Source organism: Methylorubrum populi (assembly GCF_002355515.1).
GTDB lineage: Bacteria > Pseudomonadota > Alphaproteobacteria > Rhizobiales > Beijerinckiaceae > Methylobacterium > Methylobacterium populi_A.
In genome coordinates, this window is record NZ_AP014809.1 from 2,875,475 (window position 1) to 2,901,853 (window position 26,379).

The following is a 26,379-nucleotide window of genomic DNA, read 5'->3' on the forward strand; positions in this document are numbered from 1 at the left end:
CTTGTCCCTGGCTTAACCTGGGCTTGTCCTTGGCTTGTGCCACCGGTCCGAGCGAGAAAGCCGGCCGAGTGATGTCAGTTCTGGCGAAAGGGTCTTCGATGACGAGAGCGGCCCCCGAAATCCGCACCTTCCTCTGCCGGAGCGACAATATCGGCGTGCTGATCCGCGATCCCGCGAGCGGCGCCTGCGCCGCCATCGACGTGCCGGAGGCGGCGCCCGTGCTCGCTGTCCTCGACGCGGAGGGCTGGCAACTCACCGACATCCTCGTCACCCACCGCCACGGCGACCACATCGAGGGGATCCCGGAGGTGGTCGAGCGCACCGGCGCCCGGGTGACCGCGCCGGAGAAGGCGCGCTCGGCGGTGCCGGATGCGGCCCGTTACGTCCGGGAAGGCGACACGGTGACGGTCGGCGGTCTCTCGGCGGCGGTGTGGGAAACACCGGGCCACTGCGCCGATCACGTCACCTATCATTTCGCGGATGCCGGCGTGGTGTTCGCGGGCGACACCCTGTTCACCCTCGGTTGCGGCCGGGTGATGGAGGCCGAGCCGGCGACGCTCTGGCGCTCGCTCGCCCGCTTTCTCGACCTGCCCGACGCGACGAAAGTCTATAGCGGCCACGATTACGTGCCCTCAAACGGTCGCTTCGCGCTCGCCGCCGATCCGGACAACGCCGACCTGAAGGAGCGCGTGGCCGAGGCCGGGCGGCTCTCCGAGACGGGCGGCTTCCTGATCCCCTCGACCATCGGCGAGGAAAAGGCCACCAACCCGTTCCTGCGCGTGGGTGAGCCGGTCCTTGCCCGATCGGCCGGGCTTGAGCCGGGCTCCGATCCGTCCGCGGTTTTCACCGCCCTGCGCGCCTGGAAGAACCGGTTCTGACGACCGGGCAGGGGAGGGCAGCGGTCTCGCGGCGAGTCCATTGACCGCGTCGCCTGTGTTCGGCGAGACCTTGCCTTTGCCTCGGGGCCGTGTGATCGAAGCCCACGGTTTGCGCATCGCAACACGACCCGCTCGTCCGCGTATCCTCGGCGAAAGGCCGGTTCCCTTGCCCACCCTGTTCCGTTTCCTCGCCACGATCGCGATCCTCGCGGGCCTCGTCTTCGCCGGCATGTTCGCCCTGGCGACCTTCGTCCAGCCGACGCCGCGCGAGATGAGCGTGACGATTCCGCCCGCGAAGCTCCAGCCGGGCGGCCGATGAGCGCGGACGGTTCCGCGCCCTCGGACGGGGCGGAGGATCCGGGTCAACTCTTTCTCGACATGCTCGCCGCCGAACGGGGCGCGGCCGCCAACACCCTGGCGGCCTACCGCCGCGATCTCGACGATTATCTCGGATATCTCGCGGAGGGCGGGATCGACCCCGAGGAGGCGAGCGCCGACCACGTCCGCGCCTACATCGCCTCCCTGGAGCCCCGCGGGCTGAAGGCATCCTCCGCCGCCAGGCGCCTCTCCTGCATCCGCGGCTTCCATCGCTTCCTCTACGCCGAAGGCTATGCCGAGACGGACCCGACCGCGCCGGTCGCCGCGCCGCGCCGCGCCAAGGGCCTGCCGAAGATCCTTTCGGTGGAGGAAGTCGACCGTCTGCTCGCGACGGCGCGCGAGCGGGTCGATGCGGCCGGCGACAACCGGTCGGAGGCCCGCGCCGCCTCCCGGATGCTCTGCCTGCTCGAACTGCTCTACGCCACGGGCCTGCGCGTCTCAGAGCTGGTGGCGCTGCCGCGCTCGGCCGCCGCGACCCGCGAGCGCTACCTCGTGGTCAAGGGCAAGGGCGGACGCGAGCGTCTCGTGCCGCTGACCGACCTCGCGCGGGATGCGATGCGCGCCCACGTCGCGCTGCTGCCCGCGGACGGTCCCTGGCTGTTCCCGGCGGAGAGCGAGAGCGGCCATCTGACCCGTCAGGCCTTCGCCCGCGACCTCAAGCACGCCGCTGCCGCGGCGGGCCTGCGCACGGACCGGGTGAGCCCGCACGTTCTGCGCCACGCCTTCGCCAGCCACCTGCTCCAGAACGGCGCCGATCTGCGCGTCGTCCAAGAATTGCTGGGGCATGCCGACATCTCGACGACCCAGATCTATACCCATGTCCTCGACGAGAGGTTGAAGGGCATGGTGCGCGACCTCCATCCGCTGAACGATTCAGGCGATTACATCGAGGTCGGAACTGTTTCCTGAGAAGAACTGCATCGAATTATCTAACATTGCCTAATTTATGGAATGTTTGGTCGCGAATTGCTGCTAAATTCGCACCCCTTGTGCTTTGATACAGTTGACATTGTGACCGTGGTCTGACCCTTTAGGTGGATTACGACCCGGGGGAGGAGACGCAAAAGTTCGCTTGGCCGAACCTTTGCCAGGATGCGATGCGCCTCGATCTCCCGACGCTTTTCATGATGACGGCCGCCGTCACCTTCACGGTCGGTGTGCTGTTCCTGCTGTCGTGGAGTCAGGCCCGCCGCCAGCGTGCCCTGGTGGTCTGGGGCATCGCGCATATCGTCGGCAGCGGCGCCTCGCTGCTGTTGTCCCTGCGCGGTCAGATCCCGGACAGTCTGTCCATCGGCGTCGCCAACGCACTGATGATCGGCGCCTACGGTCTGATCTGGAGCGGCGTGCGGGCCTTCGAGCGCCGCCCCTTACGTCTCGACTGGGCCTTGGCCGGCGCCGTCACGTGGCTCGCCGCCTGTACCGTTCCCGCCTTCTACGAGTCGCTGCCGGCCCGTGTCATCCTCGCCTCGACGAGCGCGGGGATGTATTGCGGTTTCGGCGCGCTCACGATCTGGCAGGGCCGCGGCGAGTCTCTGGTGTCGCGCTACCCGGCCCTCGTCCTGCTCGCGACTTATGCCGCTCTCTACTGGATCCGCGTGCCGCTGGCCGTTACCACGCCGATCCCGGCCTCCGTGGCGACCGCCTCGCCCTGGTTCGCTATCCTCTGCTTCACCGGCACGCTGTTCTCGGTGGCGATCGCCTTCGTGTTCATGGCGCTGACCAAGGAGCGGGCCGAGCGCGAGCAGCGGCTGGCTGCCGAGACCGATTCCCTGACCGGGATCGCCAACCGCCGCGCCCTTGTCGCGGGGGCCGAGCGGCACCTCGCGGTCGCGCCCGCCGCGCTGCTCCTGTTCGATCTCGATCACTTCAAGATGATCAACGATCGCCACGGCCACAGCGTCGGCGATGCGGCTCTGGCCGCGTTCTGTCACATCGCGGCGCCGCTGCTGCCGCCCGGGGCCCTGTTCGGGAGGATGGGCGGCGAGGAGTTCGCTTGCCTGCTTCCGTGCCTCGACGAGCGGGCGGCGGCGCGCGTCGCCGAGCGGATCCGAGCCGGTGTCGCCCGCTTCACCCACCCGGACTATCCCGAATTGACGATGAGCGTCAGCGTCGGCGTTGCCGCCGAGAGCCAGATCGGCGGTAGCCTCGACTACCTGCTGCGCCGGGCCGACGACGCCCTCTACCGCGCCAAGCGGTCCGGTCGCGACCGTGTGGTCGCCTCGGGGGACCATCCGCCTCCCCTTGTCGAGGAGCCCGCCGGCACGGGTCTGCTCACCGCCTCCGTGCGGCGCCGGATGCGCCCGTCCTGAGGATCGTCCACATCGATTGACCCGCGGCGCGGAAAAGCCGGCCGATGGCGCATCGACGGGACCTACCTGCCTGAGGCATCGTCCCGCCCCGTGAGAGCGGGCGGTCGAAACCGTCCCGGGGGGCGGTGACGATGCGGCGGCTGGCTCGGGAAATCGTCTGCGGCACCGCCTGCCTCGTTCTCCTCATCGGTCCGGCCAGTCCGTCCGAGCCGGCGGAGAACCGGATCGAGGCGCTGCTTTCCCGGATGACGCTGGAAGAGAAGGCCGGTCAGCTCAACCTGATCTCGCACGAGCCGATCCTCGACCTCGACAGCTTTCGCCGCGGCGAGGTCGGGGCGGTCATCAACTTCAACAATGCCGGCCTCGTCGCGCAGGCCGATCGGCTCGCGCGTTCGTCGCGGCTGGGGATTCCGCTGCTCGTCGGCCTCGACATCGTCCACGGCTACCGCACCATTTTCCCGCTGCCGCTCGCCATGGCCGCGAGCTTCGATCCCGGCCTCGTGCGCCGCGCCGCCGCGGCCCAAGGGCGCGAGTCCGCGGCGATCGGCCTGAACTGGACCTTCTCGCCGATGGCCGACGTCGCCCGCGATCTGCGCTGGGGGCGGGTGGTGGAAGGCCTGGGCGAGGATCCGTGGCTCACCGGGCGGCTCACCGCTGCGCAGGTCGAGGGTTTTCGCGACGGCGGCCTCGCGAGCACGCTCAAGCACTTCGCGGGCTACAGCGCGGTGCTGGGCGGGCGCGACTACGACGCGACCTTCGTCGCCCCGACCGAACTCCACGACCTCCACCTGCCGCCGTTCCGCGACGGCATCCGCGCCGGCGCCGACGCGGTGATGACGGCCCTGACCGCACTCAACGGGCTGCCGACCACCGCCGATTCCACTCTCATGACCGGTCTGCTGCGGCGGCAGATGGGCTTCCCCGGCCTCGTCGTGGCCGATTGGCAGGCGGTCGCAAGCCTCGTGAAGCACGGCGTCGCCCACGATGGGGCCGAAGCCGCGCGCAAGGCGCTGATGGCGGGCGTCGACATGGACATGACGAGCGGGCTGTTCCTGCGCCACCTGCCCGAGGAGGTGCGCGCCGGGCGCGTCCCGGAGAGCGCCGTCGATGCGGCGGTGCGCCGGGTGCTGCGTCTGAAGTTCGGGCTCGGCCTGTTCGACCACCCGGTGATCGCTGTGGAGGGTGCGGAGGAGAAGCTTCTGCGCCCCGAGACTCGGCGGCTCGCCCGCGAGGCGGCGCGGGCGAGCCTCGTCCTGCTCCAGAACCGCGGGGATCTGCTGCCGATCGATCCGGCGCGGGTGCGCCGCATCGCCGTCATCGGCCCCTTCGCCGATTCCGCCTGGGATCAGGTCGGGCCGCACGAGGGCGCGGGGCAGGAATGGGACGCGGTGACGATCCTGGCGGGCCTGCGCGAGCGCGCCGCCGCCTCCGGCGTCGCGGTTGATTTTGCTCCGGGCTGCCCGCGGGTCTGCGACAGCCGCGCGGGCTTCTCCGAAGCGGTCGCGGCGGCGGCGGGCGCCGATCTCGTCGTGGCGGTGATGGGCGAGCCGCGGGACCGCTCGGGCGAGGGCTCGTCGAGCGCCTATCTCTCCTGGCCGGGGCTGCAGCACGACCTGCTCGCGGCGGTGGCCGGGGCGGGCAAGCCGGTCGCGCTCGTCGTAATCGGCGGGCGCCCGACGATCCTCGGGGACGCGCCGGCCCAGGCGCAGGCGGTGCTGATGGCCTGGATCGCCGGCACCGAGGGCGGGCCGGCTTTGGCCGAGACGCTGTTCGGCGATGCCGACCCGTCCGGCCGGCTGCCGGTCTCCTGGCCGCGCACCGTCGGGCAATTGCCGCTGACCTACGACGCTTTGCCGGGTGGGCGCCCGCATAGCCCCGGCTCGCGCTGGACCATGGGCTATGCCGACGAATCGCCCCTGCCGCTCTTCCCCTTCGGCTACGGCCTCTCCTACACCCGCTTCGCCTACGGCGAGCCGGAGATCGTGACGCCGCGCGTCGGCGTCGGCGATCGCTACGAGGCGGTGCTGGAGGTGCGCGCGCCCGTCACCAATTACGGCACGCGGGCGGGCCGGGCGGTGGCGCAGCTCTATATCGGCCAGCCTGTGGCGGGCCGCAGCCGGCCCCGCCGCCTGCTCAGGGGGGTCGCGCTCCTCGACCTCGCCTCGGGGGAGACCGGCACCGCGACCTTCCGCGTGCCCGCGCGCGACCTCGGCTATCACGAGCCGGACGGCACCCTCGTGGTGGAGGCGGGCGCCTACCTCGCCCATGTCGGGGGCGATTCCCTCGCCACCCGCAGCGCCGGCTTCACCGTCGAGACCGGCTGGCGCGGCCCGCCGGGCAGCGACGAGGCGCGGCGCTGACCGACGTCAGCCGAACGTCTTCCTCGGGTCGAACGCGTCGCGCACGGCCTCGCCGGCGAAGACGAGCAGGCTCAGCATCGTTGCCACCACGAAGAAGCCGGTGAGCCCGAGCCAGGGGGCGTTGATGTTGTCCTTGCCCTGGGCCAGCAGTTCGCCGAGCGAGGGGGAGCCCGGCGGCAGGCCGAAGCCGAGATAGTCGAGGGAGGTCAGGGTCGTGACCGAGCCGTTCAGGATGAACGGCAGAAAAGTCAGCGTCGCCACCATGGCGTTGGGCAGGAGGTGGCGTGTCATGATGCGCACGTTCGACAGGCCGAGCGCGCGGGCCGCCCGCACGTACTCGAAGTTGCGTGCGCGCAGGAATTCCGCGCGCACCACGCCGACCAAAGCCGTCCACGAGAACAGCGTCAGGATGCCGAGCAGGGTGAAGAAGCTCGGCACGAGGAAGGCCGACATGATGATGATGAGGTAGAGCGTCGGAATCGCGCCCCAGATCTCAATGACCCGCTGGAAGATCAGGTCGGTCCAGCCGCCGAAATAGCCCTGGACCGCGCCCGCGATCACGCCAATGACCGACGAGATGCCGGCGAGCACGAGGCCGAACAGGATCGAGATGCGGAAGCCGTAAATGACGCGCGCCAGCACGTCCCGGGTCGCGTTGTCGGTGCCGAGCCAGTGCCACTCGATGTCGCGGCAGCCGAGTTCGCGCCCCTCGGCCTTCACCCCCGCCCGTTCGGCCACGGGGCGGCACTGTTCATCGCTGAGCATCCAGGTCGGCGGCGAGGGCGCAGGGGTCGGCAGGTCCCGCATGTAGGTGTTGTCGGCGTAGGGGATCGGCGGCCAGAGTGCCCAGCCGTTCTCCTCGATCTCCTCGCGCGTCTCAGGGGCGCGGTAGTCGGTCTGGGCGAGGAAGCCGCCGTACTTCTCGTCCGGGTAGTCGATCAGGACGGGAAACAGCCACTCGCCCTTGTACTGCATCACGATCGGGCGATCGTTGGCGATGAGTTCGGCGAACAGGCTGAGTACGAACAGGACGGTGAAGATCACCGCCGACCAGTAGCCCCGCCGGTTGGCCCGGAAGTTCGCCAGCCGTCGCCGGTTGAGCGGCGACAGACCGCGGCGGGTGGCGGTCGGCAGGACCTGCATCTGCGGCGCGTTGCCCGGCGCGGTGACGGGCACCGCATCGGGTTCGGGTCGCAGGTGCTCGTTCATCGGCTCGAACCCTCAACTCGCCCTCAACTCGGGCGGCCGATGCCGGCTCAGTCGAGCCGGATTGCGGTGCCCTCGATCTCGCTCGGACGCAAGGCGCCCTTGCGCTCCAGATGGCGGCGCAGCAGGCGGACGTTGCGGCGGTTCGCCTTGAAGGCCGCGTCGAGCAGGTCGCCGGCCAGCGGCACCGAGCCCACGGCGCCGTCGAGGGCGACGTTGGCCATCATGCGCCAGACCAGCCAGCGCGGCGCGCCGAGCCGTTTCGCCTCGTAGACGATGTACGAGGCGATCGCCATGCCCGCGATGTCGCCGAGGACGGGGACGAGGCCGATCACCGCGTCGAGGCCGACGCGGCGGTTGATGCCCGGCAGGAGGAAGGCCGAGTCCATCAGGTGGGCGAGCTGCTCCAGCCGCTGGAGGCTCGCCTCCGTGCTGGTATCGGTGAGGCGGCGCAGCTGTGCCGCCCCGGCGGGCTCGCGATAGGCCATGCTGGGGGTCTGGGCGGAGGTGGTCATGGCGGGGGATGTGGCCCCGCCCCGGCCGCTTCACAAGGAAGCGGACCGCCGCGCCCGCTCAGCCCGCGCGAAATAATTCCGCCAACCGCTCGACCGCCGCGTCGAGGGTGGCGTCGGCCTTGGCGAAGCAGAAGCGGGCGAGGTTCTTGACGTCCCCCTCCGCGTAGAAGGCGCTGACGGGAATGGCGGCCACGCCGTGCTCGGTCACGATCCGCTGGCAGAAGGCGACGTCGTCGGCGGCGAGATCCGCGAGATCGACGGTGAGGAAGTAGGTGCCCGCGCTCGGCAGCACCGTGAAGCCGATCTGCGACAGGCCCGCCGCCAAGCGGTTGCGGGAGCGGGCGAGATCCGCGCGCATCCCCGCGAAATACGCGTCGTCCTTGCCGAGCCCGTAGGCCACGGCCTCCTGAAGGTTCGGCGGGGTGGTGAAGGTGAGGAACTGGTGCGCCCGCGACAGGACCCGCATCAGCGGTTCGGCCGCCATCACGAACCCGACCTTCCAACCGGTGAGGCTGAAGATCTTGCCCGCCGAACCGATCTTCACCGTGCGCTCGCGCATGCCGGGCAGGGCCATCAGCGGAAGGTGGCGCCTTTCGTCGAAGATCACGTGCTCCCATACCTCGTCGCAGACCGCCACCGCGTCGAACCGCCGGCAGAACGCGGCGAGAAGGGCGAGGTCGTCCACCTCGAACACCGTGGCGCTCGGGTTGAGCGGGTTGTTGAGGAGGACGAGGCGGGTCCGCTCGGAGAAAACCGCGGCGAGTGCGGCTTCCTCAATCCGGAAATGCGGAGGCTTGAGCGTGACGAAGCGCGGCACGCCGCCCGCGCGCCGCACCAGTGGCAGGTAGGCGTCGTACATCGGCTCGAACAGCACGACCTCGTCGCCGGGCCGCACCAGCGCCATCAGCGCGCCGGCCAGCGCCTCGGTCGCGCCCGAGGTCACCATCACCTCGCGCTCGGGATCGAGGTCGAGGCCCTGATGGTGCCGGTAATGCGCGGCGATGGCCGCGCGCAGCGAGGGCAGCCCCATCATCGGCGGGTACTGGTTACTGACGCTCTCCAGCGCCCGCGCCGCGGCGGCGCGGACATCGTCGGGGCCCTGACCATCGGGAAAACCCTGGCCGAGATTGATCGCACCATGCTCGCGCGCCAGCCGTGACATCACTTCGAACACCGTTTCCGGCAAGTCGGCGAAGACGGGATGGGCAACGGGGGAGGGGATGCGATTCGCGGCGGGATCCATGGGCGATGTCTTCGCAGAGCGACCGCGCCGCTCCAAGCGCCTTCCTGCAAGATGGAATCGGAGAGGAAACTTGCGCGCGATTGGTTTCTCCGTGTTCGAAGACAAGAGGTGTGCTGCGGAGGCTTGGCGGAAAACTTCGCGGCTCTATCGATGCGAGGTGCGTTCACGCACACGCGTCTGCGATAGAGCGATCGAATCGGGATTTTGCGGCGCATCGAGGGTGTGACGAATGTTGACGATCATCAGTCGTAAGCGCATGTTCACCCCACGGTCGGACCGGCCGCCGCACTGAAGGGACTTCGCCCCCTCGTCTCTTGGGTGTGGCAGGCCGGTCCGGTCGTCCTCATGAACAGGCCGCCGCTCGACACGGCGGCTTTTTTCATGTCCGGTCGGTCCGCGCGCTTCGCGTTGCCTCGGTCTCTCGCCATCGGCGGATCATGCGTCTGGGAACCTGTCTGCTGCTGGCCGTCCTGTCCGCCGGTCTCGGGCTCGGTCTGCGCCTCGTCCTGCCGGTGACGCCTGTCGATGAATCGTTTCGCGACGTGATGCGCCTCTATCAGTCGCAGGGCGAGCCGGGGCGCAGCAACATGCCGGAAACGTCGGCGCCGTAGGAACACCGCATTGCCAGGCGACGCTCGCCGGCCGTACCGAGGCGGGCCCGTCCGGGTGCCCTGATCTCGACGGGATCGGACTTCCGGCCGACGGACGCGTTCCTGCCAACCGGGCCGGTTCCGATGGCCGTGGACGACATCGACGAGTGTGTGAGGGATGAACGAGAGTTCGCCGATACGCAGGGAGACCGCCCGGGAGTACCGGACCGCGGATCCGGTGCCGACCGCGCCGGTTCGTCGGCGACGGAAGTTCGGCCGTTGGATGCTCGCGCTGCTGATCCTCGGCGGAGCCGGCGCGGTGGCCCATCGCACCTACGATGCGCGGCAGAAGCCGGCCGACGCGACGGCGCAGGCGCCGGGACCCAGCGGTCACGGCCGTGGCGGCCGGCCCACCGACATGAAGCAGGCGGTCGGCGTCGCGCCGGTCGTCACAGGCGACATGCCGGTCGTGCTGCAGGGCCTCGGCACGGTGACGCCGCTCGCCACCGTCTCGGTCCGCTCGCAGATCAGTGGCTACCTCACCAAGATCGGCTTTCGTGAGGGCCAGATGGTCAAGGAGGGCGATTTCCTCGCCCAGATCGACCCGCGGCCCTACGAGGCGCTGCTCGCCCAGTATCAAGGGCAGCTCGCCCGCGACCAGGCGCTGCTGCAGAACTCCAAGCTCGACCTCCAGCGCTACCAGACCCTGAACCGGCAGGACTCGATCTCGAAGCAGAACGTCGACACCCAGGCCGCCCTGGTGAAGCAGAACGAGGGCACGGTCGCGGCCGATCAGGCGCTGGTCGATCAGCAGAAGCTCAACCTCACCTACGCCCGGATCGTCTCGCCGGTGGAGGGTCGGGTGGGCCTGAGGCAGGTCGATCTCGGCAACTACATCACCGCCGGCTCAACCAACATCGTCGTGGTCACGCAGCTCCGCCCGATATCGGTGGTGTTCACACTGCCGGAGGACGAGGTGGCGCGGGTGATGCGCCGGCTGCGCCAGGGGGCGAAGCTGACCGTGCGCGCCTATGACCGCAGCGACCAGCACGAAATCGCCACCGGCCGCCTCGAAACCATCGACAACCAGATCGACACGACGACCGGGACGGTGAAGCTGCGGGCGATGTTCGAGAACGAGGAGGAAACCCTGTTCCCGAACCAGTTCGTGAATGCCCGCCTCACGGTCGAGACGGTTCAGAACGCTGCCCTGGTGCCGAACGCCGCGATCCTGCGCGGCACGCCGGGCACCTACGTCTACCTGATGGACGGCGACGAGAAGGTCACGGTCCGCCCGATCAAGACCGGCGAGACCGACGGCGTCAACACGGTGGTGCTGTCGGGCCTCACCCCGGGCGACCGGGTCGTCACCGACGGCACCGACCGCCTGCGCGAGGGCGCTCCCGTCCGCATCGTCGGTCACGCGGACGGTCAACAGGCCGCTGCACCCGCCGCCGGCGCACCCGGTGCGACGCTGCCGTCGACGCCGGCCGCCGGTGCGGCGGCGGGCTCGCCGGAGAATGGACAGGAGCGCCGGGGACGCCGGCGCCCGGCACCGTAACCGGATGCGGCCATGAACCCGTCCCGCATCTTCATCCTGCGGCCCGTCGCGACGACCCTGTCGATGCTGGCGATCCTGATCGTCGGCGCGGTCTCCTACCTGAACCTGCCGGTCTCGGCCCTGCCCGCCGTCGATTACCCAACGATCCAGGTGCAGACCTTCTATCCGGGTGCCAGCCCGGAGGTGATGACCTCGGCGGTCACGGCGCCGCTGGAGCGGCAGTTCGGCCAGATGGCCAATCTCAACCAGATGTCCTCGCAGAGTTCGGCGGGGGCCTCGGTCATCACGCTCCAGTTCAACCTCGATATCCCCCTCGACATCGCCGAGCAGTCGGTCCAGGCGGCGATCAACGCGGCGGGCAACCTGCTGCCGACCGACCTGCCCGCCCCACCGATCTATGCCAAGGTCAACCCGGCCGACGCGCCCGTTCTGACGCTGGCGCTGACCTCCGCGACGATGCCGCTGACGCAGGTGCGCGACCTCGCCGAAACGCGGCTTGCCCAGAAGATCAGCCAGATCGCGGGTGTCGGCCTCGTCAGCATGGGCGGCGGCCAGCGGCCGGCGGTGCGGGTGCGGTTCAATTCCCTGGCGATGGCCGCCTACGGCCTCAACATCGACGACCTGCGCACGACCATCGCCAACCTCAACGTCAACACGCCCAAAGGCAACATCGACGGCCCGACCCAGTCCTACGCCATCAACGCCAACGATCAGGTCCGCGACCCGGCGGTCTACGCCAACGCGATCATCGCCTACCGCAACGGCTCCCCGGTCCACCTGACCGACGTGGCCGAGGTCGTGGACGGGGCCGAGAACACCCGGCTCGGCGCCTGGGCCGACCGCACGCCGGCCGTCATCCTCAACATCCAGCGTCAGCCCGGCGCCAACGTCATCGATACGGTGGACCGTATCAAGCGGCTGCTGCCGCAGCTTCAGGCGACCATGCCGGCCGCGGTCTCGATCGCGACGCTCACCGACCGCACCACGACGATCCGAGCCTCCGTCCACGACGTGCAGTTCGAACTGATGCTCGCCATCGCGCTGGTCGTGATGGTGATCTTCCTGTTCCTGCGCAGCTTCTCCGCGACGCTGATCCCGAGCCTGTCGGTGCCGCTCTCGCTGATCGGCGCGCTCGCGGCGATGGATGCCTGGGGCTTCTCGCTGGACAACCTCTCGCTGATGGCGCTGACCATCGCCACCGGCTTCGTCGTGGACGACGCCATCGTCGTCATCGAGAACATCGCCCGCCACGTGGAGGAGGGCGACAGCCCGTTCGAGGCCGCGCTGAAGGGAAGCCGCGAGATCGGCTTCACCATCATCTCGCTCACCGTCTCGCTGATCGCGGTGCTGATCCCGCTCCTGTTCATGGGCGACGTGGTCGGCCGCCTGTTCCGTGAATTCGCGATCACGCTGGCGGCGACCATCGTCATCTCGGCGGTGGTCTCGCTGACCCTCGTGCCGATGATGTGCGCGCGGCTCCTGAAGCCCGTCGCCCACGGCGCCGACACGCCGGCCACTCGCCGTGAGGGGCCGATCGCCCGCTTCGGCCGGCGGCTGAACGACGGCGTCATCGCCCTCTACGGCCGTGCGCTTCGCGTGGTGCTGGCCCACCAGGGCCTGACGCTGCTGGTCACGCTCGGCACGGTGGCGCTGACCGCCTACCTGTTCGTGGTGATCCCCAAGGGCTTCTTCCCCGTGCAGGATACGGGCGTGATCCAGGGCATCTCACAGGCCGACCAGAGCGTGTCCTACGAGGCCATGGCGGAGCGCCAGCAGGCGCTGGCGGACGTGGTGCTGAAGGATCCGGACGTGGCCAGCCTGTCGTCCTTCATCGGCGTGGACGGCCAGAACGTTACCCTCAATTCCGGCCGCTTCCTCATCAATCTGAAGCCGCGCGAGGCGCGCAGCGCCGATGCCAGCGCGATCATCCGCCGTCTCAACGCGGCGACGAGCGGCGTGCCCGGCGTGCGGCTCTACATGCAGCCGGTGCAGGATCTGACGATCGACACCGCGGTTTCGGCGACGCAGTACCAAGTCATTCTCGAGAACCCGAATCTCGGCGACTTCGAGACCTGGGTGCCGCGCTACGTCGAGGCCCTGCGCCGCTCGCCCCTGCTCGCCGACGTCACCAGCGACTACCAGGGCAACGGGCTGGCGGCCTACGTCACGATCGATCGCGCCACCGCCGGCCGTTACGGCATCACGCCGGCCACCATCGACAACGTGCTCTACGACGCCTTCGGCCAGCGCATCGTCTCGACCATCTTCACCCAGTCGAACCAGTACCGGGTGATCCTGGAGGCGGACCCGAAGCTGCACACCACGCTCGCCTCCCTCGACAACCTCTACCTTCCCTCCTCCACCGCCCCCTCGGGGCAGGTGCCGCTCTCGGCGGTGGCGAAGGTGGAGGAGCGCCGCGCGCCGCTGCTGATCGGTCATCTCGGCCAGTTCCCGGCCACCACCGTCTCGTTCAACCTCGCACCGGGCGTCGCCCTGGGGCAGGCGGTGGACGCGCTGGAGGCCGCGCGCAAAGAGATCGACCTGCCGGCGAGCTTCAACGTGGTGCCGCAGGGCTCGGTCTTCGCCTTCGAGTCGGCGCTCTCCAACGAGCTGTTCCTCGTCTGCGCGGCGATCGTCACCGTCTACATCGTGCTCGGCGTGCTCTACGAGAGCTTCATCCACCCGATCACCATTCTCTCGACCCTGCCATCCGCCGGCATCGGCGCGCTGCTCGGGCTGATGTGGTTCGGGCTGTCGCTCGACATCATCGCGATCATCGGCATCGTGCTCCTGATCGGCATCGTGAAGAAGAACGCGATCATGATGATCGACTTCGCGCTCCAGGCCGAGCGCGAGGAGGGCAAGGCGCCGCGCGACGCGATCTACGAGGCCTGCCTGCTGCGCTTCCGCCCGATCCTGATGACGACGCTCGCCGCCCTGTTCGCGGCGGTGCCGATGATCCTCGGTTCGGGCGTCGGCTCGGAGCTGCGCCAGCCGCTCGGCATCGTCATCGCCGGCGGCCTCATCGTCAGCCAAGTGCTCACGCTGTTCACGACGCCGGTGATCTATCTCGCCTTCGACCGGCTGGAACGGCGGCTGACCCGGCGGTGGGAGCGGGACGGGCTGGCGCCGGGCGGGGCGGCACTGTGAGGTTTTTGGCAATAGCCGTGGTGCGCATCCCCTCTCCCCGCTTGCGGCGAGAGGGCTTCGGCGACCTTGTCGTCGCCGAAGCGAGGCGGCAGCCGAGGGTGAGGAGGCTTCATCGGAGGAGCCTCGTTCGGAGCCGCCCCCTCACCGTTGCTTCGGCTGCGCCTCCGCTTCCCGCAGGCACGACAAGGTGCCTGCGGGCCTCTCCCCGCGCGCGGGGAGAGGGGGAGACCCGCAGAGTCGTGGGGCACGCCCCATGAACCTCTCCGAACCCTTCATCCGCCGCCCGGTCGCGACGACGCTTCTCACCATCGGCCTGATGCTCGCCGGCCTGTTCGCCTATGTGCGGCTGCCGGTGGCGCCGCTGCCGCAGGTCGACTTTCCCGTCATCCTCGTCCAGGCGCAGATGGCCGGCGCCTCGCCGGAGACGATGGCGACCACGGTTGCCGCGCCGCTGGAGCGGCGGCTCGGGGCGATCGCCGACGTCAACGAGATGACGTCCACGAGCTCCACCGGCACGGTGCGGATCGTCCTGCTGTTCGGCCTCAACCGCGACATCGACGGCGCCGCCCGCGACGTGCAGGCGGCGATCAACGCCGCGCGCGCCGACCTGCCGACGGCGCTTCGCACCAACCCGACCTACCGCAAGTTCAATCCGGCGGATTCGCCGATCCTGATCCTCGGCCTCACCTCCGACACCCTGACGCCGGGCCAGCTCTACGATTCCGCCGCGACGATCGTGCAGCAGCGGATGAGCCAGATTGAGGGCGTCGGCAACGTCGATATCGGCGGTTCGTCGCTGCCGGCGGTGCGGGTCGAGCTCGATCCGACCGCCCTGTTCCACTACGGCATCGGTCTGGAGGGCATCCGCGCGGGTCTGGCCTCGGCCAATGCAAACTCGCCCAAGGGCGACATCGTCGCGGGCGAGCGCCGCTACCAGCTCTACGCCAACGACCAGGGCCGGCAGGCCTCCGACTACCGCGACATCGTGGTGGCCTACCGCAACGGTGCCGCCGTGCGGCTGGCGGATGTCGGCGAGGTGGTCGACTCGGTCGAGGACAAGCGCAATCTCGGCCTCGTCGACGGCAAGCCGGGCGTGATCCTGTTCATCTACAAGCAGCCCGGCTCGAACGTCGTCGAGACGGTGGAGCGGGTGCGCGCGGCGATCCCGCAGGTGAAGGCGGCGCTTCCCGGCGACATCGACCTCAACATCTCCGGTGACCGCTCGGCCACGATCCGCGCCTCGCTGGCGAGCACCGAGGAGACGCTGCTGATCGCCATCGGCCTTGTCATCTTCGTCACCTTCATCTTCCTGCGCTCGTGGCGGGCGACGCTGATCCCGGCGGTGGCGGTGCCGATCTCGATCATCGGCACCTTCGCCGCGATGTGGATGCTCGGCTACTCCCTCGACATCCTGTCGCTGATGGCGCTCATCATCGCGACCGGCTTCGTCGTGGACGACGCCATCGTCGTCCTGGAGAACATCCAGCGCCACATCGAGGCGGGGAAGCCGCGGGTCGAGGCGGCGCTGATCGGCGCCCGCGAAGTCGGCTTCACCGTCGTCTCGATGAGCTTGTCGCTCATCGCCGTGTTCCTGCCGATCCTGCTCATGGGCGGCATCGTCGGCCGCCTGTTCCAGGAGTTCGCGGTCACGCTGTCGATGGCGATCCTCGTCTCGCTCGTGCTCTCGCTGACGACGACGCCGATGATGTGCGCGCTGCTCCTCAAGCCCGAGGCGCAGATGCACGCGACCAGGCGCCCCAACATCCTGCTGCGGATGCTGGAAGGCGGGTTCGATGCGCTGCTCGCGGGCTACGAGCGGACGCTCCGCTTCGCGCTCCATCACCGGCGGCTGACCGCGCTCAGCGTGTTCATCGCGATCGGGCTCACGGTCTACGGCTACATCATCGTGCCGAAGGGCTTCTTTCCCGATCAGGATACCGGCCAGCTCATGGGCGGCATCCAGGCCGACCAGCGCATCTCGTTCCAGTCGATGAAGGACAAGCTGGAGCGGGCGAGCGCCATCGTGCAGGCGGACCCGGCGGTGGAGAGCATCGTCGGCTTCACCGGCGGGCGCGGCACCAACTCGGCCAACGTCTTCGTCGGGCTTAAACCCTTAGGCCAGCGCGATTCCATCGAGAAGGTGATGAACCGGCTTCGGCCGAAGCTCGCCCAGGTCGCGGGCGCGCGCCTGTACCTGTTCCCGCGCCAGGATCTGAGGATGGGCGGGCGCCAGAGCTTCGCGCAGTACCAGTATACGCTCCAGGGCGACACGGCGGCCGAGCTCTACGCCGCCTCGCCGAAGCTGCTGCAGGCGCTGCAGAAGCGCACCGACATCTTCGCCGACGTGACGTCCGACCAGCAGGAGGGCGGGTTGGAGCGCCGCCTCGTGATCGATCGCGCCACCGCCTTCCGCTACGGCATCACCCCGGATCAGATCGACAACACCCTCTACGACGCCTTCGGCCAGCGGCAGGTCTCGACGATCTACAACCCGCTCAACCAGTACCACGTCGTGATGGAGATCGCGCCGCGCTACCTCCAGAACCCGGAGGTTCTGAAGACGATCTACGTCTCGACCACGGGCGGCCGGGCGCGGGGATCGGCGACCACCAACGCGGTCGCCGGCACGGTCGCCGGCGGCGGGACGACCACCCCCTCGCAGGCCTCGACCTCCGGCACCTCCACCACCGACACCGCCGCGACCCTCGCCGCGGATTCGGCACGCAACGCCGCGGGCAACGCCATCGCCGCGAGCAAGGGCGGCGCCTCGTCGAGCGCGCCGGTGTCGAGTGCCAAGGAGACCATGGTCCCGCTCTCGGCCTTCGCCCACTTCGAGACCGGCAATGCCCCGGTCCAGGTTTCGCACCAGGGGCTGTTCGTGGCGACCACGATCTCGTTCAACCTCGTGCCGGGCAAGAGCCTGGGCGAGGCCACCGCGGTGATCGACCAGACCATGCTCGATCTGCAATTGCCGCAGACCATTCACGGCGAGTTCGCGGGCGCGGCCAAGAGCTACCAGGAATCGGCCTCGCGCCAGCCCCTGCTGATCCTGGCCGCCCTGCTCGCCGTCTACGCCGTGCTCGGCATCCTCTACGAAAGCTACATCCACCCGCTCACGATCCTCTCGACCCTGCCCTCGGCCGGGATCGGCGCCATCGTCGCGCTGCTGACGACCGGGACCGAATTCACCATCGTCGCCCTGATCGCGGTGTTCCTGCTGATCGGCATCGTGAAGAAGAACGCGATCCTGATGATCGACTTCGCCATCGACGCGGAGCGGAACCGCGGGCTGGCGCCGGGTGAGGCGATCTTCGAGGCCTGCATCCTGCGCTTCCGGCCGATCATGATGACGACGCTCGCCGCCATCCTCGGCGCGGCTCCGCTCATCGTCGCGGGCGGCGAGGGGGCGGAGCTGCGCCGGCCGCTCGGCATCGCCATCGTCGGTGGACTTGTGGTCAGCCAGATCCTGACCCTCTACACGACACCGGTCGTCTACCTGTATCTCGACCGTCTCCGGCTCTGGGCGAAGCGTCGCCGGGGCGGACCCGCGACGGTGCCGGCCGAGTGAGGATGGTTGTTTCGTGATCCGTGACACGTGCAAAGACCCTCCCTCCTCTCCGGGGGAAGGTGCCTGCGGAGCAGGCGGGAGAAGGGCCGGCTCCGCACTGTCCGGAAGCGGCGCTCCCCTCGCCCGACCCCCTTCGAGCGACACCCTCTCCCGCAGAGGGGAGAGGGACGTGCGCGCACGTGTTTTCCGGGTTGCTGGCGTGATCGCCCTTGCCGCGACCACCTCCGGCTGTCTCGTCGGCCCCGACTATTCGCGCCCCTCCGTCGAGACGCCCCTCGCGTTCAAGCAGGGCGGCCTGCGCGAGGACAGCCTTGCCCATGTCCAGGCGCAGAAGGGCTGGCGCTTGGCGGTGCCGAACGACGCGGCCGAGCGCGGCGACTGGTGGCGGGCCTTCAACGACCCGACCCTCGACCGGCTGATCCGCTCGGTCGACGTCGACAACCAGAACCTCCGCGCCCAGATCGCGGTCTATGACCAGGCCCGTGCCCTGGTGGCGCAGGCCCGGGCCGCGCTGTTCCCCACGGTGATCGGCGCCCCCAGCATCACCCGCTCGCGGGCACTGGGGACGGAGCGCACGACGGTCTCGCTCCAGGGGCAGGCGAGTTGGGAGCTCGACCTCTTCGGCGGTATCCGCCGCCAGATCGAGAGCGACGTCGCCTCCGCGCAGGCCTCGGCCGCGGATCTCGCCCTGGTGCGCCTCAGCGTTCAGGCGGAGCTGGCCACCGCCTACCTCCAGCTGCGCTACCAGGACGCGCTGAAGCGGGTGCTCCAGGAGAACGTCGAGGGCTTCAAGCGCAGCCTCGCCATCGCCGAGAATCAGTACAATGCGGGCGTCGCCGCCCGCTCCGACGTGATCACCGCGCAGACGCAGCTCCAGACCACCGAGGCCTCGCTGATCGCCGTCGATCTGCAGCGCGCCACCTTCGAGCACGCCGTGGCGATCCTGACCGGCCGGCCGCCCTCCGAGTTTAAGCTCCCGTTCTCGCCCCTTCCCGTGCGCCCGCCCTCGGTGCCGGTCGGCATCCCCTCCGACCTCCTCGAGCGTCGGCCCGACATCGCCCAGTCCGAGCGGCTGGTGCAGGCGCAGAGCGAGCAGATCGGCGTGGCGGTCTCCGCCTTCTTCCCCACGGTCACGCTCTCGGCCTCGGGCGGCTTCTCGGGCGCGACCAGCAACGGTGTGTTCTCGGCCGCCAATCGGGTCTGGTCGATCGCGGCCAATGGCAGCCAAGTGTTCTTCGACGGCGGTGCCCGCGCCGCCGTGCTGCAATCGGCGCGCGCCGCCTACGAGGCGGCGGTGGCGAATTACCGCCAGACGGTGCTCACTGCCTTCGGCGAGGTCGAAAACGGCTTGGCCGGCGTGCGTATCCTGGCGCGGCAGCAGGCGAAGCAGGACGAGGCCGTGGCTTCGGCGCGACGCGCGGTCGAGATCGCGCTCAACGAGTACCGGGCCGGTACGCAGAACTACACCACCGTGGTGACCGCCCAGGCCCTGCAGATCAACAATGAGATCACCGCGCTGCAGATCCGCCTCAACCGCTTCACCACCGCCGTAGCGCTGATCCGGGCGCTGGGCGGCGGTTGGGACGCCCGCTCGCTGCCGACCGGGGAGGAGCTGAAGGGCGTTCGCCTGCCGATCGACGGCGGCTCCGCGGTCCGCACCGACGAGTAGGGGACGGGTTGAGATGGCTCGGCCGCTCGGCGCTGCGAGCAGGGCCGCTCTGCCGGAACATGAATCGTCAGCCTCCTGTTGAAGCCGGGAATTCAGCGGCCGGCCAAGCGCCGGCCGGAAGCCCCGGATGATCGATGCCCGACGCCCGCGTTCACGACACTCCCGACACGCCGCAGGCCCCGCCCTGCACTCTCGTGGTCTTCGGGGCCGGCGGCGACCTGACGAAGCGCCTGCTGATGCCCGCCCTCTACAATCTGGCCGGCGGCGGGCTGCTCGACCAGAAGTTCTCCGTCCTCGGTGTCGATCACAACCCGCTCACCGACGACGGCTGGCGCGACGACCTCACGAAGACGATGGAGTCCTTCACCGACGACCCGTCCGCCGAATTTCACCCCGAGCGGATTGATCCGAAGCCGTGGGGCTTCATCCGCGAGCGCCTCCACGTGATGCAGGGTGACTTTTCCGACGAGGCGACCTTCAGGGATCTCGCCGGGCGGCTGACCGGCAACGTCGTGTTCTACCTCGCGGTGGCCGCCCGCTTCTTCGGGCCCGTGGTGGAGGGCCTCGGCAAGGCGGGTCTGCTCGCGCAGAGGGACGGCGCCTTCCGTCGCGTCATCATCGAGAAGCCGTTCGGTGCCGATCTCGGCTCCGCCAAGGCTCTGAACCAGACCATCCTGGCTCATGGCGACGAGAACCAGTTCTACCGGATCGACCACTTCCTCGGGAAGGAGACGGTCCAAAGCATCCTGGCGATCCGCTTCGCCAACGCCATGCTGGAGCCGATCTGGCGGCGTGACACCATCGATCACGTCGAGATCACCGCTGCCGAAACGATCGGCGTCGAGGAGCGCGGCCGCTTCTACGAGCCGACGGGTGCATTGCGGGACATGGTGCCCAACCACCTGTTCCAGCTTCTCACCATGGTGGCGATGGAGCCGCCGGCCTCGTTCGACGCCGAGGCTGTGCGCGACGAGAAGACGAGGCTGGTGACGGCGATCCGCCCGGTCTCGCCGGAAGACGCGGTGCGCGGCCAGTATGCCGCCGGCCACGAGGAGGGGAAGGACGTGCCGGCCTACCGCGGTGAACCGGACGTGGCCGAGGATTCACGCACCGAGACCTACGTCGCCCTCAAGCTCGCGATCGAGAACCCGCGCTGGTCCGGCGTGCCGTTCTACCTGCGCACCGGCAAGCGGCTGGCGGGCAGGCGCACGGAGATCGCGGTGCATTTCAAGCCGGCGCCGTTCACGCTGTTCCGCGGGGCGGAGGGCAACGACCTCGCCGCGAATGTCATGCGCCTGCGCATCGATCCGGAGCCCGGCTCGACCACCCGCCTGAACGTGAAGCGGCCGGGGCCGCAGATGGCTCTCGCCGCGATCGAGAGCGGCTTCCGCTACGCCGACTTCTTCACCCCGGCCGCCACCGTCGGCTACGAGACGCTGATCTACGACTGCATGATGGGCGACCCGACCCTGTTCCAGCGCGCCGACACCATCGAGGCGAGCTGGGCCGCCGTCGATCCGCTGATCAAGGCGTGGAAGGATGCGCCGGTATCCTTCTACCCCGCCGGCAGTCCGGGCCCGAAGGAGGCGGACGAACTCCTGAGCCGGGACGGGCGCACCTGGCTACCGCTGGGGGAGGGATGACGCAGATCCCTTCTCAATTCGGTCATCGTGAGGCGGAGCCGAAGCAGTCCCGTTCGCGATCTCTCGGGAGAGGTCGCGCCGCGAAACTCCTACGCTCCGCTCGCAGTGACGATGTAAGACGGAGTCTCAGCCTGCCTGCGCCTGCAATTCACGCAGGATCGCATCACCCATCTCGGCGGTGCTGATCGGGGTCTGGCCCTCGCCGACGATGTCGCGGGTGCGGGCGCCGGCGGCCAGCGCACGGGTGATCGCGCTCTCCACGAGGTCGGCGGCTTCGCCGAGTCCGAAGGAGTAGCGCAGGCACATGGCGAGCGAGCCGATCATCGCGATCGGGTTCGCGAAACCCTTGCCCGCGATGTCGGGGGCCGAACCGTGCACCGGCTCGTAGAGCGCCTTGCGGGTGCCGCGCGCGTCGGCCGCACCGAGCGAGGCCGAGGGCAGCATGCCGAGCGAGCCGGTCAGCATCGCCGCGACATCCGAGAGCACGTCGCCGAACAGGTTGTCGGTCACCAGCACGTCGAACTGCTTGGGGCGGCGCACGAGCTGCATGGCGCAGTTGTCGGCCAGAACGTGCTCCAGCTCGACCTGGGCGTAGTGCTCGGCATGGACCCGCGTGACGACCTCCTTCCACAGGACGCCGGTCTTCATCACGTTGTTCTTCTCCGCCGAGGCGACCCGGCCGGAGCGCTTCTGGGCGAGGTCGAAGGCGACGTGTGCGATCCGCTCGATCTCGGCGGTGGTGTAGACCTGCGTGTCGACTGCCCGCTTCGAGCCGTCCTCCAGCGTGGTGATCTCCTTCGGCTCGCCGAAATAGACGCCGCCGGTGAGCTCGCGCACGATCATGATGTCGAGGCCCTCGACCAACTCGCGCTTGAGGGCGGAGGCGTCGGCGAGGGCGGGGTAGCAGATCGCCGGGCGCAGGTTGGCGAACAGGCCGAGATCCTTGCGCAGGCGCAGCAGGCCGGCCTCGGGGCGGATGTCGTAGGCGACGCCGTTCCACTTCGGCCCGCCGACGGCGCCGAGCAGGATCGCGTCGGCCGCGTCGGCGCGGGCCAGCGTCTCGTCGGCGAGCGGCTTGCCATGGACGTCGATGGCCGCGCCGCCGACGAGGTCGCGCTCGGTCTCGAAATCGGCGAGGCCGGCGCGCTTGAGCCAACCGACCACCTTCTCGACCTCGGCCATCACCTCGGGGCCGATGCCGTCGCCGGGCAGGAGCAGAAGCTTGTAGGTTGTCATGGGGCTGAAATCCGGGCTGATGGCACGCGCCACGTTGCCCGCGCTCTATCGGCGCGGCCCGGCCCCCGCAAGCCCGTCTCGCAACCGATGCGCCTGTCCCAGCCGGTACGCTCGTCTCAGCCCGCGCGCTTGGCCGAGCGGAACGGGCGCAGCATCCAGGCCATGCGCCCGACCTCGTCTTCGTCCGCGCGCTTGCCCGAGCGGATGGCGCGCTCGGGGGCGGAGGATCCGATCTCGTGGACGATCTGCCCGAGGAGAGGCGGGATCTCCTGGCCGTACTCGTCGAGGAGAACGGCGGCGTCCAGCAGGGCCTGGACCTGATCGTCGGGAATCGGACGGCTCATGATCTGCGCGTCGAGTGCCTGATCGGCCAGCAACGTCGCGAGGCGGGAGACCTCCGACAGACCGGCCGGTGCCGAGAGACCGCTGCTCATCGATGGGATGCCCTCTTGATCGAACGGACGCTCAGGATAATCCGGCTTGGTGAGCCAATCCTTTCACCATGTTCGCATCCCGCGTGCCGAAAACGACCTGATCGTGATGGGGAAGGGCCGAGGGGACTGCTTTCCCAGCCCGACCGGGAAGGGCTAAGGTTCCGCCGTGCAGACACCGCGCCTTTTCCATTCCGCCGCCGCAGGACGCGGTCTCCTCATGCCCGCGGCCAGATCCGGTTCAAGCGCGGCGGCGATCGCTGGGCCGGTGCTGGCCGTGCTCGCGGCGCTGGCAGGCCCCTCTCAGGCCGGGCCGACCCGCGGCGGCAATGCTTGCTACCTCACCGGCGGCGGCGCCCTGGAGATCTGCCGCTCGGACGACGAGGCCGAAGGCGTCTACGCCGTTCCGCCGCCCTGCCGCTTCGTTCACGACGTGCAGATCCTGCGGCTCAAGGAGACCGGCGCGCCCGGCCCGCTCCAGGTGATCTATCGGGCCGAGCCGCCGCGCGGCGGCGGTCGCCGCGGCGAGGACGCCTGCCCGTCGGACCTGCGCGCCACCGATCCTGCCGCGGGCGGCGCCGTGCGCATCGGCCGGCAGATCGAGACGCTGGCCACGATCCTGCCCCCGACCGATCCGCGCTTCTGGAGCGAAGGGCTCAAAGGGTCCGGCTCGACGCGGGCCGAGCAGCCGCGCCGCCGCAGCCGGGCCAGCCGGCAGGCAAGGCGGGAGGCCCGCCGGGCGGCGCGCGAGGCGCGGCAAGGGGACAGGCAGGCGGAAAAGATGACCTTCCGCCCCCAGGCGCCGACGCCGGAGGACGACCCGTCCGGCAACGCGATGATGGTGGCCGGGCGCGATTGGGCCGGGGATCCGTACTACGCCATCCTGGCCACCGCGACCGAACCTTCGGGTGAGGGCCGCCGCCGGGTGCTGGTCCAGGCGCGAACCTACGATTTCCAGAGCCTCGACCTGCGCGTCGAGGCCGATCCCGGCACCGAGTGGCGGCCGTTCGGGGCGCCCGCCCCCGAGGAGAAGGGGCGGCGGCGCGGGCGCGGGCGGTCAGCGGCGGCGGCAAAGCCCGCGCCGGTGCTCGACGACACCGGCAAGCCCATCGTCGGCAACTGCGTCGCGCCGGATTTCGAGGCGCGCGGCTTGACCGGTTCGATCAGCGCAGTCGATCGCGTCTACCACTACTTCTACACCGACGTGGTGCCCGCCGATTGCGAGGCGCCGCGGAGCAAGCGGCGCATGGCCCTGTATCTGCGCACGAGCCGCGACCCGCTGGCGGAGCGGACATGGTCGGCGCCCGTCACGCTGATCGAGAGCCTGCCCGCCGAGACCGAGATCCGCGTCGCCAAGGCGCGCGGCATGGACCGGTGGGCCCTGGCCTATACCTGCTCGCGGCCGGTCACGGTCTCGGGCGGACCCGTCGCCGACATCTGCCTGCACTACACGTCCGACCTCTCGCCCGGCAGCATCACCGCCCTGGCGCTCTACGCGGAACCCGTGGCGGCCGGCCACTCGACGGCCTTTCTCGGCCTTCGCTCCGGCGGCGACGCCCTGGGGCGCTTCACCCGCGACGGTTTCGGCTGGATGACCGACCGCTACGGCAACCTCGACGCACCCGCGATCTACCCCGACAAGGGCGGCTTCCTGACCTGGCTCGACCGCCGTGCGCCGCGAATCGACGGCGGCGACGCCTCCTCCCTCTACGGCCGGCCGGTTTTCTGGGCGACCTGGACCGTGCGGCCGCGCGCGGCCCAGCCCTGAACCGGTGACGATTTCGGCGGTAGATTCGACAGAGGGATGAGCGGCCCTCGCGCCGCCGTCGGTCATGGGAGACCTTGAGCGGGCGTCGCCGAGGCGGAGCCAAGACGGGCATGCCTCCTGTGCGTGCGATGCGCGGCGGGGGAGGCTCTCTCGGGCAGGTGAGGAGCGAGCCATGACGGTCACGACACTCGATTCCCTGGCCGAGCGGCGCGGCGCCGACGTGCTGGTGGAGGTGCTACGCTCGGAGGGCGTCCGCTACGTCTTCGGCAATCCCGGCACGACCGAACTGCCGCTGATCGACGCCCTGACGGACGCGTCCGACATCGCCTACGTCCTGGCGCTGCAGGAGGCGAGCGCGGTCGCCATGGCCGACGGCTATGCCCAGGGCGCGCGACGGCCGGGCTTCCTCAACCTGCATACCGCCGGCGGCCTCGGCCACGGCATGGGCAACCTGCTCAATGCCCAGATCTCCGGCACACCCCTCGTCGTGACGGCGGGCCAGCAGGATTCGCGGCACGTCATCACCGATCCGCTCCTGTTCGGCGACCTGACCACCATCGCCGCCCCCACGGTGAAATGGGCGCGCGAGGTGACGAACGCCGACCAACTCCCGGTGCTCCTGCGCCGCGCCTTCCACGACTGTGCCGCCGCGCCCTCGGGGCCGGTCTTCCTGTCCCTGCCGATGGACGTGATGGAGGCCAAGACGGCCGCGCCGCTCGGCGAGATTTCCGTCATCGACCACCACGCCGTGGCCGGATCTCTCGACCGGCTGGCTGACCATCTCGCGGCGATCGCGCCGGGACGACTCGCCCTGATCGCCGGCGACGAGGTCGATGCCAGCGACGCCTCGGCCCAGGCGGTGCGGCTCGCCGACCTTCTCGCGGCGCCGGTCTACGGCTCGTCCTGGCCGGCGCATATCCCGTTTCCGACCGCCCACCCGCTCTGGATGGGCAACCTGCCGACCAAGGCGAGCGGCATCGCCGAGATCCTGGGCCGCTACGACGCTGTGTTCGCGCTCGGCGGCAAGTCGCTCATCACGGTGCTGTACACGGAAGGCTCGGCGGTGCCGCCGGGCACGGAGGTGTTCCAGCTCTCGGCCGATGCCCGCGACCTCGGCCGCACCTACGCCACGCAGCTCTCGACGGTGGGCAACGTGCGCGCCTCCCTCGACGTGCTGCTGCCGCTCCTGGAAACCCGCGTCGCGCCCCGGGCGGAGACCTATGCCCGCCTGCGCCGAGAGGCCGTCGCCGCCTACGACGCCCGCCGGGCCGCCCTGGAGGCGCGGGCGGATGCCGCCTTCGCCGATCCCGTCATCCATCCCCTCGTCGCCGCCCGCGAGATCGCCCGCGCCGTCGGATCCGACATCGCCATCGTCGACGAAGCGCCCGCGACGCTCGGGCATCTGCGCACGATCCTGCACAGCACTTGGACCCGGCAATATTCCTCGATCCGCGGCGGCGTGCTCGGCTGGGGCATGCCGGCCTCGGTCGGCTTCTCCCTCGGGCTCGATCGGGCGCCGGTGGTCTGCATCGTCGGTGACGGCGCGGCGATGTACTCGCCCCAGGCGCTCTGGACCGCCGCGCACGAGCGGCTGCCGGTGACCTTCGTCGTGATCAACAACGCCGAGTACAACATCCTCAAGCAATTCATGAAATCGCAGACACACTACGCCTCGGTGCGGGCGAACCGCTTCATCGCCATGGATCTGACCGAGCCGCGCATCGACTTTCTTGCACTCGCCGCCTCCATGGGCGTGCCCTCGCGGCGGATCGAGCGGGCCGGGGATGTGGCCGGGGCGGTCGAGGCGGGCATCCGCTCGGGGCGGCCGAACCTCGTGGAAGTGGTGGTCAGCGCGGCGTGACGGTCTCCCCGCA

The 26,379-nt window shown here is 69.7% G+C and carries 18 protein-coding genes; 13 read left to right on the top strand and 5 right to left on the bottom strand.

Annotated features, from left to right (window positions below):
* Window positions 1-98: 98 nt before the first annotated feature.
* The 5 genes from gloB (at window position 99) to MPPM_RS13190 (ending at window position 5,925) form a co-directional block, all read left to right on the top strand.
* Entirely contained in the window at window positions 99-878 is a 780-nt protein-coding gene (gloB, locus tag MPPM_RS13170; RefSeq protein WP_096485460.1) for a hydroxyacylglutathione hydrolase, read from the top strand.
* A 166-nt stretch (window positions 879-1,044) separates the two neighbouring features.
* A complete protein-coding gene (locus tag MPPM_RS13175; RefSeq protein WP_017485783.1) occupies window positions 1,045-1,197 on the top strand; it encodes a hypothetical protein in 153 nt (50 codons plus the stop codon).
* Window positions 1,194-2,165, top strand: coding sequence for a site-specific tyrosine recombinase XerD (locus MPPM_RS13180; RefSeq protein WP_096485461.1), 972 nt, complete (start codon window positions 1,194-1,196; stop codon window positions 2,163-2,165). The genes MPPM_RS13175 and MPPM_RS13180 overlap by 4 nt, the downstream gene beginning before the upstream one ends.
* Before the next feature lie 188 nt (window positions 2,166-2,353).
* Window positions 2,354-3,565 carry a GGDEF domain-containing protein gene (locus MPPM_RS13185; RefSeq protein ID WP_096487842.1) on the top strand — a complete coding sequence of 404 codons (1,212 nt, stop codon included), beginning with the start codon at window positions 2,354-2,356 and terminating at the stop codon, window positions 3,563-3,565.
* 131 nt (window positions 3,566-3,696) lie between these two features.
* Window positions 3,697-5,925: a glycoside hydrolase family 3 N-terminal domain-containing protein gene (locus tag MPPM_RS13190; RefSeq protein ID WP_096487843.1), complete on the top strand. Its 2,229-nt coding sequence runs from the start codon at window positions 3,697-3,699 to the stop codon at window positions 5,923-5,925.
* A 6-nt stretch (window positions 5,926-5,931) separates the two neighbouring features.
* Here MPPM_RS13190 and MPPM_RS13195 read toward each other — a convergent pair whose 3' ends face one another.
* The 3 genes from MPPM_RS13195 to MPPM_RS13205 all read right to left on the bottom strand — a co-directional run bounded on the left by MPPM_RS13195 (window position 5,932) and on the right by MPPM_RS13205 (window position 8,889).
* Window positions 5,932-7,134, bottom strand: a complete 1,203-nt coding sequence (locus MPPM_RS13195) for an ABC transporter permease (protein ID WP_096485462.1) — start codon at window positions 7,132-7,134, stop codon at window positions 5,932-5,934.
* Between the two features lie 47 nt (window positions 7,135-7,181).
* Window positions 7,182-7,619, bottom strand: coding sequence for a DUF4112 domain-containing protein (locus MPPM_RS13200; RefSeq protein WP_096487844.1), 438 nt, complete (start codon window positions 7,617-7,619; stop codon window positions 7,182-7,184).
* An 85-nt stretch (window positions 7,620-7,704) separates the two neighbouring features.
* Complete coding sequence (locus MPPM_RS13205) at window positions 7,705-8,889, bottom strand: aminotransferase (RefSeq protein ID WP_096485463.1); 1,185 nt, start codon at window positions 8,887-8,889, stop codon at window positions 7,705-7,707.
* Window positions 8,890-9,326: 437 nt separating this feature from the next.
* Here MPPM_RS13205 and MPPM_RS28525 point away from each other — a divergent pair, with 437 nt between their 5' ends.
* From MPPM_RS28525 to zwf, 6 genes are all read left to right on the top strand, one after another.
* Complete coding sequence (locus MPPM_RS28525; protein WP_173807912.1) at window positions 9,327-9,500, top strand: hypothetical protein; 174 nt, start codon at window positions 9,327-9,329, stop codon at window positions 9,498-9,500.
* A gap of 157 nt (window positions 9,501-9,657) precedes the next feature.
* A complete protein-coding gene (locus MPPM_RS13215; RefSeq protein ID WP_096485464.1) occupies window positions 9,658-11,040 on the top strand; it encodes an MdtA/MuxA family multidrug efflux RND transporter periplasmic adaptor subunit in 1,383 nt (460 codons plus the stop codon).
* A 12-nt stretch (window positions 11,041-11,052) separates the two neighbouring features.
* Window positions 11,053-14,190: an MdtB/MuxB family multidrug efflux RND transporter permease subunit gene (locus MPPM_RS13220; protein ID WP_096485465.1), complete on the top strand. Its 3,138-nt coding sequence runs from the start codon at window positions 11,053-11,055 to the stop codon at window positions 14,188-14,190.
* Between the two features lie 253 nt (window positions 14,191-14,443).
* Window positions 14,444-17,758 carry an efflux RND transporter permease subunit gene (locus MPPM_RS13225; protein ID WP_096485466.1) on the top strand — a complete coding sequence of 1,105 codons (3,315 nt, stop codon included), beginning with the start codon at window positions 14,444-14,446 and terminating at the stop codon, window positions 17,756-17,758.
* Between the two features lie 169 nt (window positions 17,759-17,927).
* Window positions 17,928-19,427 (top strand): efflux transporter outer membrane subunit, encoded by a 1,500-nt coding sequence (locus MPPM_RS13230; protein WP_096485467.1) that lies wholly within the window; start codon window positions 17,928-17,930, stop codon window positions 19,425-19,427.
* A gap of 134 nt (window positions 19,428-19,561) precedes the next feature.
* The gene (gene zwf, locus MPPM_RS13235; protein ID WP_096485468.1) at window positions 19,562-21,070 is read left to right on the top strand and encodes a glucose-6-phosphate dehydrogenase; all 1,509 of its coding nucleotides are present in this window, start codon (window positions 19,562-19,564) and stop codon (window positions 21,068-21,070) included.
* Between the two features lie 126 nt (window positions 21,071-21,196).
* On the opposite strand, the gene leuB is transcribed toward zwf, so the two are convergent.
* Window positions 21,197-22,306 (bottom strand): 3-isopropylmalate dehydrogenase, encoded by a 1,110-nt coding sequence (gene leuB, locus MPPM_RS13240; RefSeq protein WP_096487845.1) that lies wholly within the window; start codon window positions 22,304-22,306, stop codon window positions 21,197-21,199.
* A gap of 116 nt (window positions 22,307-22,422) precedes the next feature.
* Complete coding sequence (locus MPPM_RS13245; RefSeq protein WP_096485469.1) at window positions 22,423-22,740, bottom strand: hypothetical protein; 318 nt, start codon at window positions 22,738-22,740, stop codon at window positions 22,423-22,425.
* 217 nt (window positions 22,741-22,957) lie between these two features.
* Between MPPM_RS13245 and MPPM_RS13250 the strand changes: the two genes are divergently transcribed.
* Window positions 22,958-24,505, top strand: coding sequence for a hypothetical protein (locus tag MPPM_RS13250; RefSeq protein WP_096485470.1), 1,548 nt, complete (start codon window positions 22,958-22,960; stop codon window positions 24,503-24,505).
* A gap of 172 nt (window positions 24,506-24,677) precedes the next feature.
* Window positions 24,678-26,366, top strand: a complete 1,689-nt coding sequence (locus tag MPPM_RS13255) for a thiamine pyrophosphate-binding protein (RefSeq protein WP_096485471.1) — start codon at window positions 24,678-24,680, stop codon at window positions 26,364-26,366.
* The last annotated feature ends 13 nt before the right edge of the window (window positions 26,367-26,379 follow it).

Excerpts from the sequence above, each read along its gene's own strand:
- gloB (WP_096485460.1), top strand. The coding sequence starts at position 99 with ATGACGAGAGCGGCCCCCGAAATCCGCACCTTCCTCTGCCGGAGCGAC.
- MPPM_RS13180 (WP_096485461.1), top strand. The coding sequence starts at position 1,194 with ATGAGCGCGGACGGTTCCGCGCCCTCGGACGGGGCGGAGGATCCGGGT.
- MPPM_RS13185 (WP_096487842.1), top strand. The coding sequence starts at position 2,354 with ATGCGCCTCGATCTCCCGACGCTTTTCATGATGACGGCCGCCGTCACC.
- MPPM_RS13190 (WP_096487843.1), top strand. The coding sequence starts at position 3,697 with ATGCGGCGGCTGGCTCGGGAAATCGTCTGCGGCACCGCCTGCCTCGTT.
- MPPM_RS13195 (WP_096485462.1), bottom strand. The coding sequence starts at position 7,134 with ATGAACGAGCACCTGCGACCCGAACCCGATGCGGTGCCCGTCACCGCG.
- MPPM_RS13200 (WP_096487844.1), bottom strand. The coding sequence starts at position 7,619 with ATGGCCTATCGCGAGCCCGCCGGGGCGGCACAGCTGCGCCGCCTCACC.
- MPPM_RS13205 (WP_096485463.1), bottom strand. The coding sequence starts at position 8,889 with ATGGATCCCGCCGCGAATCGCATCCCCTCCCCCGTTGCCCATCCCGTC.
- MPPM_RS28525 (WP_173807912.1), top strand. The coding sequence starts at position 9,327 with ATGCGTCTGGGAACCTGTCTGCTGCTGGCCGTCCTGTCCGCCGGTCTC.
- MPPM_RS13215 (WP_096485464.1), top strand. The coding sequence starts at position 9,658 with ATGAACGAGAGTTCGCCGATACGCAGGGAGACCGCCCGGGAGTACCGG.
- MPPM_RS13220 (WP_096485465.1), top strand. The coding sequence starts at position 11,053 with ATGAACCCGTCCCGCATCTTCATCCTGCGGCCCGTCGCGACGACCCTG.
- MPPM_RS13225 (WP_096485466.1), top strand. The coding sequence starts at position 14,444 with ATGAACCTCTCCGAACCCTTCATCCGCCGCCCGGTCGCGACGACGCTT.
- zwf (WP_096485468.1), top strand. The coding sequence starts at position 19,562 with ATGCCCGACGCCCGCGTTCACGACACTCCCGACACGCCGCAGGCCCCG.
- leuB (WP_096487845.1), bottom strand. The coding sequence starts at position 22,306 with ATGACAACCTACAAGCTTCTGCTCCTGCCCGGCGACGGCATCGGCCCC.
- MPPM_RS13245 (WP_096485469.1), bottom strand. The coding sequence starts at position 22,740 with ATGAGCAGCGGTCTCTCGGCACCGGCCGGTCTGTCGGAGGTCTCCCGC.
- MPPM_RS13250 (WP_096485470.1), top strand. The coding sequence starts at position 22,958 with ATGCCCGCGGCCAGATCCGGTTCAAGCGCGGCGGCGATCGCTGGGCCG.
- MPPM_RS13255 (WP_096485471.1), top strand. The coding sequence starts at position 24,678 with ATGACGGTCACGACACTCGATTCCCTGGCCGAGCGGCGCGGCGCCGAC.